Origin of the sequence: Bacillus sp. B25(2016b) (genome assembly GCF_001679765.1) — a bacterium.
Taxonomy (GTDB): domain Bacteria; phylum Bacillota; class Bacilli; order Bacillales; family Bacillaceae_G; genus Bacillus_A; species Bacillus_A thuringiensis_K.
In genome coordinates, this window is the sequence record NZ_CP016285.1 from 1,587,958 (window position 1) to 1,600,359 (window position 12,402).

Here is a 12,402-nt window from a genome sequence, read left to right on the forward strand (position 1 = left end):
TAAGGAAGTGTAACTATGAGTACTGTAGCAATCGTATATGGTATTATTCTTTCCACAATTATTGTTTTGTTTTTTGTTGGGGTTTCACGTTATATTCATAAATGGAAAGAAGGCGTTGCGAAATTAAATCACATTGAAGAAGAACTTAGTGATTTAATGTTACATCATGGTAAGTAAACATTTATTTTTTAACTAAAAAATGTGAAGAATATCACAAAACGTGCTTTCCTAATGAAGGCATGTTTTTTTGTTATGTGAAAGTTAGACATATTCATGAAATTTTCCATACAATACAGTGTGAAATAAAATAATGATTCTTTGTGTGTAGGAAGAGTCAATCTGTTTTGTATAATTTTGTAATTTCATTCGGTATAATTATGATATAGAAGGAAATTTGTTAGAGGAGGTATATTGTGAACATATTAAAGATTATAGGAATTGTTGCAGGAGTCATTATAGTAGCCGTTATAGCTTTCTTTGTTATTATGAAGTACTACTTGTCAAAAGAAGATCCGAATTACGTATTAAAGTACATAAAAGAACATAAAAGTGATAAAACATGTTCATTACTGATTAGAAAAAATGGGGAAATACTAACATCTATAAATGAAAATGTAAAATTGCCTTTAGCGAGTACAGCAAAAATCGTAATAGCAGTTGAATTTGCTAAACAAGTATCAGAAGGGAAAATAAGTAAAGATGAACAAATTTCATTGCAGGAGCTAGAAAAATATTATGTTAAAAACACTGATGGTGGAGCACATCCTGACTGGTTAGAAGATGCCAAAGTGAGAGAATTAGTGAAAAACGGAAAAATTTCTTTAGAAGAAGTCGCTAAAGGGATGATTCATTATAGTTCTAATGCAAATACAACATATTTATTAGATAAGCTTGGATTAGAAAGAGTAAATGAAAGTATAAAAGAGTTAGAGCTTACTAGTCATGACAAGTTCTCTTCGTATACTGCTTCACTATATATGAGAGGGTATGTAGAAAATGAGCTTCATGAGCCAGAAAATCAATCATTAGAAATGATACGTAACATGTCAAAGGATGAGTATAATAAACATGTGTTACAAATTCATGAATGGATGAAAGATGAAGAAGCATGGAAGAAACGGGATATCCCATTAAAGGTAGATATGGAATTTCAGCGAATTTGGTCAGATCGATTAGTGGGTGCAAACGCTAAAGATTATATGAGTATAATGGAAAAGATAAATAGTAGAAATTATTTTCCAAAATCAATGCAAGAAGAGATCGAGAATATTTTCAAAGGAACAGTTAATAATAGTAAGTTAGAATTTGCGGGGCAAAAAGGTGGTTCTACCGCATTCGTATTGACAAAAAGCTTGTATACTACAGATAAGAAAGGGAATAAAGTAGAAGTTGTCATTATGTTAAACGATATAGAAGATCAATTTGCATATCAAAAGCATCTTGAATAATATAAATTATTTTATTCAAGATGCTATAACAGATGAAGAGTTTAGAAATAAATTATAATGAAATAATTTTATTATGTAAACAAAGGGCACTTATGAAAAGTGCTCTTTTGTAATACAGGATTTTCCAATCTTATTATTGAATATAGATGGAAAATAAGAAAGGAGGTTGAAAAATGACAACAATATATTTCGTTCGCCATGCCCATTCTACATATACAAAAGAAGAACGGGAACGACCTTTATCTGAAAAAGGGCACTGTGATGCAGAAAATGTAACGCATTTATTAAAAGATAAACATATTGATGTTGTTATTTCTAGTCCTTACAAAAGAGCAATCCAAACTGTACAAGGAATTGCGAATACATATAAATTATCAATACAAACTGAAGAAGATTTGCGTGAAAGATTATTGAGCACAGAGCCAGTATCAAATTTTAATGATGCTATGCAGAATGTGTGGAAAGATTGGAGTTTTGCATACGAAGGCGGAGAATCGAATACTGTAGCACAAAAGCGCGCTGTAATATGTATACAAAATATATTAAAAAAATATAAAGGTAAGAATATTGTAATAGGTACGCATGGAAATATTATGGTATTACTCATGAATTATTTTAATTCGAAATATGATTTGGAGTTTTGGAAAACACTTCATATGCCTGATGTGTATAAATTAAATTTTGATAAAAATCGTTTCATTTCTGCTGAAAGAATAGAGAAAACAGGTCATCGGTTAAATATTTTGTAAAAGTTTATCAAAAAAAGAGGAAAGAGAGAAGTTATTGTAGAAGTATGACTTTGTAACATAAAAAATATATGTTAAAGGAGGCTGTTTACATGTTTGAGAAAGAGAAAGAAGGGCTTATTGAAGTTCACAACGTATATGAAATTGCACCAGCAGATGGAACAATTATTGGTATGGCAACAGAAGAAGAAATGGAAATTGCTGCTGAACTAGAGCTGCAGTACTATGCCCATTCTCGTTTGCTAGAAGCAAATATTCAGTTAGACGGTTCCTCCTATAAAGAGTTACTTCAGGAGTTCCAGGAGTACGAAAGAAAATCAATGAGCTTTTGGCGAGCAATACATAAGCGTTTAGCTGTGCCATGGGCATGGGTATTACGTATTGATGTTGCGAATGGCCCTATTTATGTAAGTAATGGGAATGCGTATTACGAAGAAATCGATGATGAAGAAGATTATGAATAGATAAGTAAGGAAGCAACTTTAGTTGCTTCCTTTTTTTATTTATAGAGATTGAACAGCCTCAATAATAATATCAGGCCGATCAATTTCGATTCCGTGACCAGCATGTTCGGCAAGTATATATTGCCTATGTAGGGAGAGTTGTAATTGTTCATGGATCAGTTCTTGCCACATTGATTCAAGTTGTGTCGCTTCCTCTTTTGGCATGCCACCCTCAGTCAACTGAGTGATAGAATAATGAGGATCTCTACCGATAACGATTAATGGTATTTCTAATGTTTTACATAGCTCCTTTATTGAGCGAGCACAGTTTTTCCACTCTGATAATTCAGAAGCTGTCGCTTTATATAATGGAGGCGAGGTAGAGAATTCAATTTGCTGTTTTGATTGATCGGTGAGAATAGGTTTTAGTTCATTATAAAGTGTGTCTACATCCATTTTGGAATATATATTATATTTTTGAAACCAAACATCATCAGAATCAATTTGATCAGAAAGTGGTAAATGAAGTTCATCTAAACGGTGTAAGTTCATCGAAGTAGAATCAACTAAAATAAGTGCTTGCAGCTTATCTTCATGTAACATCGCAAAATGTTGTGCACATAAGCCTCCGTAGGAATGCCCGATGAGAATGATTGGCCCGTGAATATCTAGTTTTTGTAGTAACATATGAAGTTCTTTTGTAACTTGCCTTATTGTACGTGGCTGATTTCCTAGCTCACTTTTCCCGTAACCTGGGCGATGGTATGAAACAACTGTAAAGTGCTTTGAAAGCTTTTCTATAATAGGAAACCAATCATAAAATGAGCAACTCATTCCGGTTTGAATGACTACAGTTTGTTTACCGCCTCCTTTTATATGTACTTCTATATTTTGCCCCATTATTTCTACAAATTTATGAATGTTAATTCCTCCTAAGCTTGAAATAATTTTTGAAAAGCAAAAACGATACACCAAACACCTATACCGAGTAGGACAGATGTACTAAGTGTAAATGAATTTTTTAAACCAATATAGACAATAAATAATAGTAGTGCTGATGCGGGGAATCCATATAATACCCCTAAAGCAAATTTACTCAATTCTTGTTTATTCCCGCCTTCAAATGAAATCCAAAATAGACTAAGTAAACTCACGAGAGGAAGGGCAGCAATAAAGCCACCTATTGTACTGTAGTGTTTAGCGACTTCAGTAATAACGCCGATAATAAGTGCCGAAACGATTACTTTAACGAGGAAATGCATATTTTGCCTCCTTCGCTAATAGTGAAAATGCTTTTTCAATTAATTGTTGTTCTTCTTTTGATAACTGTGATTCTAATATTTTTATCTTTTCTTTATCTAGTAAAGTATGTTTTTCTAATACTTCAATTCCTTCAATTGTTAATGTAAGGTTTACCACTCTTTCATCTTTTTTATTTCTCTCTTTAACGATGAAACCCTTTTGAATAAGGCGTTTTATATGTTCAGATGCTGTGTTATGAGAAAGACTAAGCTCAGTAGCGACTTTTCCAATTGTTATATCTTTCTCACGAGAAACGATTTGTAAAATACGAATTGCCTGGTGGGAAAGATTGTCCTCGTATTCGTATCGTAAGTGATAATAAATGCTCTCCCAATGTTGATTAATGTTGTTCATAATAATAAATCCCCTTTTTATATCGTATATTAAGATATATTCGTTGTTTTAGAAATAAAATCCTTTTATTTGGATAAAAAATGTTGAAAAAGTTTATTTTTATTGAAATATAAGGTAATCTATGTGTAAAGGTATACATTTAGGAAGAGAGAGGATGATAGCTGTGAATACATTCAAATGGATGAGTCATGAACAGATGTATGTAGATGAAATACATGTTGAAAAATGTGGTCCTCTTTCAGTCGGCGTATATGGGGGAAATCAAGAGAGTGATGCATATGAACGAGGAGATGCGGTGCTGGCTTGGTGGGATCCTGAATTACACTTTGAATTTGTTATGATTTTTGATACACATCACAAAACAAAAAATATAGATTATATAATAGAAGCGATTTCGGAAAGAAAAGAAAAACTAAAAGAGTTATTCTCATATCCAATACATTTAGCTTTTCATCATACACATATGTACTTATTAGCGTTATTTACAGATGAGTTATTTATTAAAAAGTGTGATCAAGATGATGAGGAACTCGCTTGCTTAATTTGTTTACGAAAAGGCGAATTTTTATATTGGTTATCAGTTGGTGATTGTTTCGCGTATTTATTCCATTCTGAGAAAACGAAAAATGGAAAAGGACGATTAAATAAACGGAAAAATTACGAATATATTGGCAGGAAAAATATTTTTGCAGCAAATACACCTTGCTTTACGTCAGGTGTAAGAGGATTAGAAAAAGGAATGAATCACATTGTAATGGCAACGGACGGTATTTTAGAGTGTGATAAACGAAGGTTTGATGATGATCAATCTTTAGTAGAAATATTACATGACGGGAATAGCTTGCAGATTGAGCCAGTATTAACAAATGTACTGCAGTGGAAAGGTAGAGATTGTGCCACGATTATTGGGTGGTCTATTGATACTGATAATAAACAATGTGCTAATTAATATAAAAGGAGTTCAAGGCTTTTATCCTTGAACTCCTTTTTGTTAAGCAATATGAATATGATATGTTTTTAACCATTCATTTACTTGTAGCATATACTCCATGGCACTTCTTGCCTCAAAATTGTTAATCTCTTTATTACTTTGATCAGCAATTGAAAGTAAGATGGAATGGTTAATAAGTGAGAAAATAGGATTGTTTTTATTGCTACACATATCAAGTGTTAAATTACGGATTGTTTGTAAGTAGTGTGGATCTTGTGAAGTTGGATAAGCGCTTTTTCTTCTATTACGTACATCGTCAGGTAAAGCTGGTTGTAGTGCTCTACGTAAAATGCCTTTTTCAATATTATCAATACTTTTTATGTTGAAAGGAACATTCCATAAATATTCAACTAATCTATAATCGCAAAACGGTACACGAACTTCAAATCCAACAGCCATACTCATACGATCTTTACGGTCAAGTAAGAAAGGAAGGAATCTTGTTAAAAATAAATAAAACATTTGACGTTGTTTCGCGGATTTTTTACTTTCGCCTTCAAGAGTAGGTACTTCAAGTATCGCTTCTTGGAATCGTGTATCAATATAGTCTTCTAGATTACATTGGTTACTTACTTCATTTAGTAGAAGAGGAGATGTATTTTTCCAATTTGTTAGCCAAGGAAACTTATCTACATATAGTAGTTCTTCTTGATGAAACCAAGGATATCCACCGAATACTTCATCAGCTGATTCGCCGGATAAAGCTACGGTCGCATCTTTTTTCATTTCGCAAAATAGTAAATATAGTGAAGTTTCCATTTCACCAGCACTCGGTAAATCTTTCGCATGAAGGGGAACGAATAAGTGATTTGCTAATTCTTCAGCATTCACAATAATATCATGATGCGCTGTCCCTACATGTTCAGAAACGCGTTTTACCCAAGGTGCGTCTAAACCAGTGCGAGCAAATGTCAGTTCGAAATCTTTTGCGCTATTTACAAAGTCAACAGAATACGTATGAAGTGTTTTATTTTCAGCAGCAAATTCTTTACCCGCAAGTGCAGTAATACCGCTAGAGTCTAATCCGCCTGACAACATACAAACGAGAGGAACATCGGCAATTAATTGTCTTTTTACTGTATCTTGTAAAATAGATAAAATATGCGAAGATGTATCTTTTATAGAGTCTGTATGGAACTTACTTTCTAAATTCCAATACTTGGTAACTGCTTTTTTATGACGTGTAAATGTTATAGAATGTCCAGCACGTACTTCTTGAATATGTGTAAAGACGCCACATCCTGGAGTGCGAAATAAGCCTAATCCAAATATTTCATTTATTCCACCCGCATCAATTTCAGCAGGGACAGATGGATGCGCTAATAATGCTTTAATTTCAGAGCCGAAAATAATACTGCCATTTCTTTCTGTAAAAAAGAGTGGTTTTACACCTAAATGATCTCGTGCTAAAAACAATTTTTGCTTCTGATCATCCCATAAGGCAAAAGCGAAAATTCCGTTTAAATGTCGTACGCAGTCTTCTTTCCATTCTAAATAAGCATGTAGTAATACTTCTGTATCTGAATGGGTTTCAAATGCATGCCCACATTTTTGAAGCTGCTCTCTCAGTTCACGGAAATTATAAATTTCTCCATTATAAGTAAGAGCATACGTATAATCACCAGCACGAAATGTCTTCGGCTGTGTCCCGCCTTCTGGATCAATTACAATTAAACGCCGGTGTGCAAATGCTGCATGAGGTGAAAACCAAAACCCCTCAGCATCCGGACCACGATGCTGGATACTATTTGCCATCTTTTTTAAAATAACATGTTGATTTGAAAGGTCTTCTTTCCAATCTACCCAACCTGTAATTCCACACATACACATCTCATCTCCTAATTTTTAAAATAGATTAATGAAATAAAATGTACACTAAATTAAAGAGTGACTATATAAATAGTGTACTACATGAATTAAATTACAGACTTGAGAAAGTTTTCTTTGAATGCATAGTTATGTGAGAAAATGGCTAAGGGAAAGTAGTCCATTACATACAAAAAATAAAAAAGATGAGAGAAAAAATTTTCTCAGACGTTATATAGGATGTAAAAGCTTTTACAAAACAATAAGGGGAATCGCTACATGAAATCAAATGAGAAAAATTTTATAAAAAGATTACAGCGGCAAAAAGAAGACGCGTTAGAATTTGTTGTCGATACATACTTACCACTCATAAAAGGAATCACGCATAAAGTTCTTCCTCCAGTTCAAAATGATGGACTCATAGAGGAATGTGTAAATGATATTTTCCTATCCATTTGGAATAACGCAAATAAATTTCATGGAGAGCCGAGTGATTTTAAAAAATGGATTGCAGCGATTGCGAAGTTTAAAGCAATTGATTATTACCGGAAATCGACTAAAACAGTAGAAATCATTTCAGATGAGTTTTATATTAGTACAGAAAAATCAGCAGAAGACGAATTAATCGTTATGGAAGATAGGGAAGAATTATTGAAGCTCATTAATCAATTAGAACCGCTAGATCAAAAGGTGTTCATTATGAAATATTTACTTGGTATGAAGACAGAGGAAATAGGTGACAAGTTAGGATTAACCCGGGCAGCAATCGATAATCGAGTGTACCGGGGAAAAAAGAAACTACAACAAAATGCTACGAATATTAGTTTTGGAGGTAGTGCAATATGAAAGACATTTATGAACTATTAAATGATATTGATATAGATGAAAAAGAACTAGAGGAAATTGAGATTTCTGAAATCGAAAAGGAAAAAGTAAAACGAAATGTAAAACAATCGATACGTACGAAGAAAAAGATGAAAAGTTGGAAAAAAGGTGTCGCTGCTGCATCTATTTTAGTAGGATTATCAATTGCAACACTCGGTATCGGATTTCCTACATATGCTGGGGGATTGCCAATTGTAGGTGACATATTCCGATTTTTAGATAATGGTAGAACAGGGTTATATGAAAACTCTAAAGCTGACGCAGGGAAGATAATGGAGCCTCATTATAATTATAAACAATACGCTACAGTACTAAATATGACAAAAGAAAGCAAGGGAATAAAGATAACGATTAATGATGCGATTTTTGATGGGAAGACAATATCAATAAACTATTCTATAGAAAGTAACAGAGATTTAGGCGAGAATCCAATTACGTTGGATTTTTTAACTATTAAAGGAGCAGGTGCCCAATCAGGTAGCAATAAAATTACTAAAGTCGCAGATAGAAAATATACAGGTTTAATCAAAACAAGTAGCGATCTAGTTGGTAGTAAAGAAACTATAGTAAATGTTGAATGGATTGTACAAAGTATAGCCATTTTAGAAACTGAAGAAGAGATAAAAGGGGATTGGAATTTTAATATTAATCTAAAAGGAATAGAAAATAAAGAGCAATTGATTGGAGGTAGTACAGAAAAAGATGGTGTCAAAGTAAATATGGAGAGAATGGAAATAACACCAATTTCGTTTATTCTATACTACAACCAAGAAGTATCTCAAGAGATAAGGGGTGTATGGGATGGAGTAGATGTCGATTTAGAAGTGAGAGATGATTTAGGTAATCAGTATTATGGAGAAGGAAATGGAGGTTCAGGTGAAGATTCTTATAATTTTAATTGGAGTAAAACATTCCAACAACTTAATGAGAACGCTACTAAGTTAATAATAACACCTCACGTTAATTTAAGAATCCACACTTCTGAAAATTATGAATCGGTAACAATAGTTGAAGGACAAGTAAAGGAGCGTTTTGTACCTCGAAGACTGGGAGGCAATCAGGCTATTGTGTTAGATAATATTGTAATCGACTTAAAGAAATAAAAGAAAGACTGCCTAAAACCATTAGGCAGTCTTTTTTACATCAATAACTAGTTACGAGTAACGCATGCGGATGCTGCGTTTTATATTCATCTTTCCACGGAATGTTTAGTTGTTCCCACGATTCGCCGCTATCATTGGATTGAAAGACGCCATTGTTATTTAACGTGTAGAACGTATGTGGTTCGGCTTCGTTTGTAGCAAACATCGAAATGACTGTACCGATTGCAGATGGTAGTCCTTGTTGTACTTGCTGGAACGGAGTATCTTTCGTTTTTCGATAAATATAAGATTCATAAGGGATACGATGATGAGCGAGATCAGCACTTGGCGCGGCAGAAACGAGAATCGTATCACAATCAGCTGGATCAATTGCCATGCTGTATAAATAATGATGTTCAAGTCCTGCACTACATGAGATCCAGCTGTTTCCATTGTTATAACTCTCAAGATAAGCACGATCAGGTCCGCCCATAAATCCGTCACCACATGATGCATAAAGGCGATTTGGTGCTTCAGGGTGCATAAGTAATTGATGAGCATCGATAGGAGCACCGAATTTTTTATCAATCCATGTATGCCCTTTATCGTTACTTTGAATAACAGCACCAGCTTCGATTGAAACGTGTATTGTATTAGGGTTGTTTGGGTCAACTGTAATCCAGCGTACATGATGGGTAAAAGGTCTAGGCGGAAATGCCCACGTATAAGAAGATAATAATGATTTCATATTTTTAAGTTCAGTCCACGTTTCACCACCATTTTCAGAGCGAAATAAAGCGCTTGGTTCTGTGCCGACATAAACGACACCATATCCGTTAACTTGTTCATTTGAGCTTATTGTTATGGAAGTGATAGAGGAGTGCAAAATACCATCTTCTTTAGGGAAATCAAAGTAACGATAAGAATCTCCAATTGGTCGCCATGAATCCCCACTATCGTCACTTAACCATAGACCTCGTCCAAATGTTCCGCAATATACACGATTCTTTTGAAATGGATCAACAGCGATACAGGTAGGTTGCATATTTTTTAAGTGATAAGTCGTTTCATAGTTATCATTGTGTTCTTTCACTACAACAAGTTCACGTTCCATACAGAGAAATAAACGTTTCATTTAAGTAACCTCCTTAAAAATTCTTTCATTAGTAAACAATATGAAAATAAAAAAGAAGTAGTCTTGTTTTATTTGAGAAAAAGGGATTGTTTAAAAAATAGCGAAGTGTGTATACAGAGGAAGCGGGCGTTTACAATCAGTCAATTCGGGATAAAGATGGGGAGTTTGTTTCATACTAACATACAGATATTGTACTTAAAGGAGTATAAGTATGGGACATTCGCATGATCATGGTCATTCAAAAAATAAAAAGGCGTTACTAATTGCCTTCCTACTAACAACAAGTTTTATGATTGCAGAATTTGTTGGTGGATTTGTAACAAATAGCTTAGCACTACTATCTGACGCGGGGCATATGCTAAGTGATGCAGTATCTTTAGCTTTAAGTTTACTTGCGTTTAAAATCGGAGAAAAAACAGCAACAACTGCGAAAACATACGGGTATAAGCGAGTCGAAATGTTAGCAGCATTATGTAACGGTGTCGTTCTTATTGTCATTTCGGTATACATTTTTATTGAAGCAATCCGTCGTTTTAAAGAACCAGTTGAGATTGCTAGTAATGGGATGCTCATTATTGCAGTCCTTGGTCTGCTTATTAATATTTTATCAGCCTGGATATTAATGAGGGGCGGAGATGTGAAAGGTAATTTGAATTTAAGAAGTGCTTTCCTGCACGTACTAGGCGATCTATTGGGTTCCGTCGGAGCGATTATTGCTGCGTTACTTATTAAATTTTTCGAATGGACTGCTGCAGATGCGATTGCTAGTATTCTTGTGTCTATTTTAGTCATTATTAGTGGATGGCGTGTAACACGTGATACGGTTCATATATTAATGGAAGGTGCACCACAGCACATAAATGTTGAAGAGGTAAAAAGTACGTTATTAAGTATTCCGATTGTAAAAGAAGTTCATGATTTGCACATATGGTCTGTCACATCAGATTTTCAAGTATTAACATGTCATCTTATTATTAAAGGGAATGAAACGCAAAGTGTATTAAAAGAGGCTACGTATGTATTAAAGGAGAAATTTCATGTAGAACATGTCACCATTCAAGTAGAAATAGATGGTGAATTTAATCATGATGAGACAACTTGCAAAGTATGAAAGAAAAAGGATAAGAAAAAGTGTCATAACATTTTTCGCACGGCATACATATATATAATGTGGCCACAAATACTTTGCAAGGTAAATATTTCATGAAATTACTTTACTTATAAAGAGTCATCTTTTATAATCAAAAGTGGTAATTGATAAAGATTATCATTTTCAATGATCGTAGAAAGGAGTTTTTTAAAAGATGAGTAGTCAACTCCGTTTTGCTGTTGAAAATCGTAAGAGGCATTTAATTGATGAGTTAATTGGAGCAGGTGTGTTTAAGATTCGCGACCGACAATTATACGAGCTGTCTTTAGAGGAATTGGAAAAAGAGTACGAAGATATGGAAGATTATGCAAATATCCAGGCATAGCTATATAGATTAGTAAAAGGAGAACTGGTTACGATTTTGTGTAACCAGCTCTCCTTTTATTTCGTAGAAATTATTTTTTGTATTTCTTTCATGGGACGGAGCCAGTTTTGGGTCATTATTTGTTCCATTTGTTTTTCGTCCTGCTTCTGTAATGCTTGAATGATAGAGTGATGTTCTTCAATAGATTGACTTGCTGGAACAAAGTTTTGGAAAAACAAATATTCAAGACGTAAAACGTGAAGTTGCATATTTTCTAGAAAGGGTTCAATATATTGGTTTTTAGCAATAGAAGAAATTGTATTGTGGAATTGTATATCTAATTCTAAAGCTTGTTTTGCGTTTTTTTTCTCTATAGATTGCTGAAAATGCTCATTTATTTCAGAAAGTAGTTGAATATCAGCGTCTGTAATGTTTTGAAGAGCTTGCTTTCCTATAATAGAGTGAAGACCAGCCATCGTTTCATAAATGATAGATACGTCGTCTAACTTAATAGGAGCAATTTTCGTTTTTTGCCCTGGTACCATTTCCACTAATCCAGAAAGCTCTAACATTTGAAGTGCTTCTCTTACAGGTGTTCTGCTTACTCCTAGTGCCTCAGCCAATTCCCCATCATTAATTTTTTCATTGGGCTTCAGTACACCTTCAATAATCCAATTTTGTAGTTGATTTAAAACGAGTGATTTTGCTGAAACTCTTCCTGGTTTTTTATAATTTTGAGGGACAGGCATAGTGAAT

Annotated in this window: 14 protein-coding genes and 1 pseudogene; 9 read left to right on the forward strand and 6 right to left on the reverse strand. The window is 33.9% G+C overall.

The genetic code is table 11. The features are described from left to right. Positions 1 to 15 precede the first annotated feature (15 nt). The 4 genes and pseudogenes from BAQ53_RS08235 to BAQ53_RS08250 all read left to right on the forward strand — a co-directional run bounded on the left by BAQ53_RS08235 (position 16) and on the right by BAQ53_RS08250 (position 2,658). A complete protein-coding gene (locus BAQ53_RS08235) occupies positions 16 to 177 on the forward strand; it encodes a hypothetical protein (protein WP_000108701.1) in 162 nt (53 codons plus the stop codon). Positions 178 to 413: 236 nt separating this feature from the next. Further along, positions 414 to 1,506, forward strand: a pseudogene (locus tag BAQ53_RS08240) (serine hydrolase). A gap of 115 nt (positions 1,507 to 1,621) precedes the next feature. Then, positions 1,622 to 2,197 carry a histidine phosphatase family protein gene (locus BAQ53_RS08245; RefSeq protein WP_208906695.1) on the forward strand — a complete coding sequence of 192 codons (576 nt, stop codon included), beginning with the start codon at positions 1,622 to 1,624 and terminating at the stop codon, positions 2,195 to 2,197. Positions 2,198 to 2,286: 89 nt separating this feature from the next. After that, positions 2,287 to 2,658 (forward strand): hypothetical protein, encoded by a 372-nt coding sequence (locus BAQ53_RS08250; protein ID WP_000461766.1) that lies wholly within the window; start codon positions 2,287 to 2,289, stop codon positions 2,656 to 2,658. A gap of 39 nt (positions 2,659 to 2,697) precedes the next feature. Here the strand turns inward: BAQ53_RS08250 and BAQ53_RS08255 are convergent, their stop codons facing one another. Genes BAQ53_RS08255 through BAQ53_RS08265 form a run of 3 tightly spaced genes read right to left on the reverse strand, consistent with a single transcriptional unit; the run spans position 2,698 to position 4,293 of the window. Continuing rightward, complete coding sequence (locus BAQ53_RS08255; RefSeq protein WP_208906940.1) at positions 2,698 to 3,609, reverse strand: alpha/beta fold hydrolase; 912 nt, start codon at positions 3,607 to 3,609, stop codon at positions 2,698 to 2,700. Beyond that, positions 3,570 to 3,899 (reverse strand): DUF3147 family protein, encoded by a 330-nt coding sequence (locus BAQ53_RS08260; protein WP_208906696.1) that lies wholly within the window; start codon positions 3,897 to 3,899, stop codon positions 3,570 to 3,572. Before BAQ53_RS08260 ends, BAQ53_RS08255 begins: the two co-directional genes overlap by 40 nt. Continuing rightward, positions 3,883 to 4,293: a MarR family winged helix-turn-helix transcriptional regulator gene (locus BAQ53_RS08265; protein WP_001059785.1), complete on the reverse strand. Its 411-nt coding sequence runs from the start codon at positions 4,291 to 4,293 to the stop codon at positions 3,883 to 3,885. The genes BAQ53_RS08260 and BAQ53_RS08265 overlap by 17 nt, the downstream gene beginning before the upstream one ends. 121 nt (positions 4,294 to 4,414) lie before the next feature. Here BAQ53_RS08265 and BAQ53_RS08270 point away from each other — a divergent pair, with 121 nt between their 5' ends. Continuing rightward, the gene (locus BAQ53_RS08270) at positions 4,415 to 5,242 is read left to right on the forward strand and encodes a PP2C family serine/threonine-protein phosphatase (RefSeq protein ID WP_208906697.1); all 828 of its coding nucleotides are present in this window, start codon (positions 4,415 to 4,417) and stop codon (positions 5,240 to 5,242) included. Positions 5,243 to 5,284: 42 nt separating this feature from the next. On the opposite strand, the gene asnB is transcribed toward BAQ53_RS08270, so the two are convergent. Continuing rightward, positions 5,285 to 7,108, reverse strand: coding sequence for an asparagine synthase (glutamine-hydrolyzing) (gene asnB / locus BAQ53_RS08275; protein WP_208906698.1), 1,824 nt, complete (start codon positions 7,106 to 7,108; stop codon positions 5,285 to 5,287). 261 nt (positions 7,109 to 7,369) lie between these two features. On the opposite strand from asnB, the gene BAQ53_RS08280 reads away from it, so the two are divergent. After that, positions 7,370 to 7,936 (forward strand): sigma-70 family RNA polymerase sigma factor, encoded by a 567-nt coding sequence (locus tag BAQ53_RS08280; RefSeq protein WP_208906699.1) that lies wholly within the window; start codon positions 7,370 to 7,372, stop codon positions 7,934 to 7,936. Beyond that, positions 7,933 to 9,078: a DUF4179 domain-containing protein gene (locus tag BAQ53_RS08285; protein WP_208906700.1), complete on the forward strand. Its 1,146-nt coding sequence runs from the start codon at positions 7,933 to 7,935 to the stop codon at positions 9,076 to 9,078. The genes BAQ53_RS08280 and BAQ53_RS08285 overlap by 4 nt, the downstream gene beginning before the upstream one ends. Positions 9,079 to 9,118: 40 nt before the next feature. On the opposite strand, the gene BAQ53_RS08290 is transcribed toward BAQ53_RS08285, so the two are convergent. After that, positions 9,119 to 10,192, reverse strand: coding sequence for a WD40/YVTN/BNR-like repeat-containing protein (locus BAQ53_RS08290; RefSeq protein WP_000825295.1), 1,074 nt, complete (start codon positions 10,190 to 10,192; stop codon positions 9,119 to 9,121). 211 nt (positions 10,193 to 10,403) lie between these two features. Between BAQ53_RS08290 and BAQ53_RS08295 the strand changes: the two genes are divergently transcribed. Next, entirely contained in the window at positions 10,404 to 11,303 is a 900-nt protein-coding gene (locus tag BAQ53_RS08295) for a cation diffusion facilitator family transporter (protein WP_208906701.1), read from the forward strand. A gap of 193 nt (positions 11,304 to 11,496) precedes the next feature. Next, positions 11,497 to 11,667: a Fur-regulated basic protein FbpA gene (gene fbpA / locus BAQ53_RS08300; RefSeq protein WP_000098302.1), complete on the forward strand. Its 171-nt coding sequence runs from the start codon at positions 11,497 to 11,499 to the stop codon at positions 11,665 to 11,667. Positions 11,668 to 11,723: 56 nt separating this feature from the next. On the opposite strand, the gene BAQ53_RS08305 is transcribed toward fbpA, so the two are convergent. Next, positions 11,724 to 12,395: a GntR family transcriptional regulator gene (locus BAQ53_RS08305; RefSeq protein ID WP_208906702.1), complete on the reverse strand. Its 672-nt coding sequence runs from the start codon at positions 12,393 to 12,395 to the stop codon at positions 11,724 to 11,726. Positions 12,396 to 12,402 lie beyond the last annotated feature (7 nt).

What these genes read in the sequence shown, in the direction of transcription:
- BAQ53_RS08235 (WP_000108701.1), top strand. Translation starts at nt 16, where the DNA reads ATGAGTACTGTAGCAATCGTATATGGTATTATTCTTTCCACAATTATT.
- BAQ53_RS08245 (WP_208906695.1), top strand. Translation starts at nt 1,622, where the DNA reads ATGACAACAATATATTTCGTTCGCCATGCCCATTCTACATATACAAAA.
- BAQ53_RS08250 (WP_000461766.1), top strand. Translation starts at nt 2,287, where the DNA reads ATGTTTGAGAAAGAGAAAGAAGGGCTTATTGAAGTTCACAACGTATAT.
- BAQ53_RS08260 (WP_208906696.1), bottom strand. Translation starts at nt 3,899, where the DNA reads ATGCATTTCCTCGTTAAAGTAATCGTTTCGGCACTTATTATCGGCGTT.
- BAQ53_RS08265 (WP_001059785.1), bottom strand. Translation starts at nt 4,293, where the DNA reads ATGAACAACATTAATCAACATTGGGAGAGCATTTATTATCACTTACGA.
- BAQ53_RS08270 (WP_208906697.1), top strand. Translation starts at nt 4,415, where the DNA reads ATGTGTAAAGGTATACATTTAGGAAGAGAGAGGATGATAGCTGTGAAT.
- asnB (WP_208906698.1), bottom strand. Translation starts at nt 7,108, where the DNA reads ATGTGTGGAATTACAGGTTGGGTAGATTGGAAAGAAGACCTTTCAAAT.
- BAQ53_RS08280 (WP_208906699.1), top strand. Translation starts at nt 7,370, where the DNA reads ATGAAATCAAATGAGAAAAATTTTATAAAAAGATTACAGCGGCAAAAA.
- BAQ53_RS08285 (WP_208906700.1), top strand. Translation starts at nt 7,933, where the DNA reads ATGAAAGACATTTATGAACTATTAAATGATATTGATATAGATGAAAAA.
- BAQ53_RS08290 (WP_000825295.1), bottom strand. Translation starts at nt 10,192, where the DNA reads ATGAAACGTTTATTTCTCTGTATGGAACGTGAACTTGTTGTAGTGAAA.
- BAQ53_RS08295 (WP_208906701.1), top strand. Translation starts at nt 10,404, where the DNA reads ATGGGACATTCGCATGATCATGGTCATTCAAAAAATAAAAAGGCGTTA.
- fbpA (WP_000098302.1), top strand. Translation starts at nt 11,497, where the DNA reads ATGAGTAGTCAACTCCGTTTTGCTGTTGAAAATCGTAAGAGGCATTTA.
- BAQ53_RS08305 (WP_208906702.1), bottom strand. Translation starts at nt 12,395, where the DNA reads ATGCCTGTCCCTCAAAATTATAAAAAACCAGGAAGAGTTTCAGCAAAA.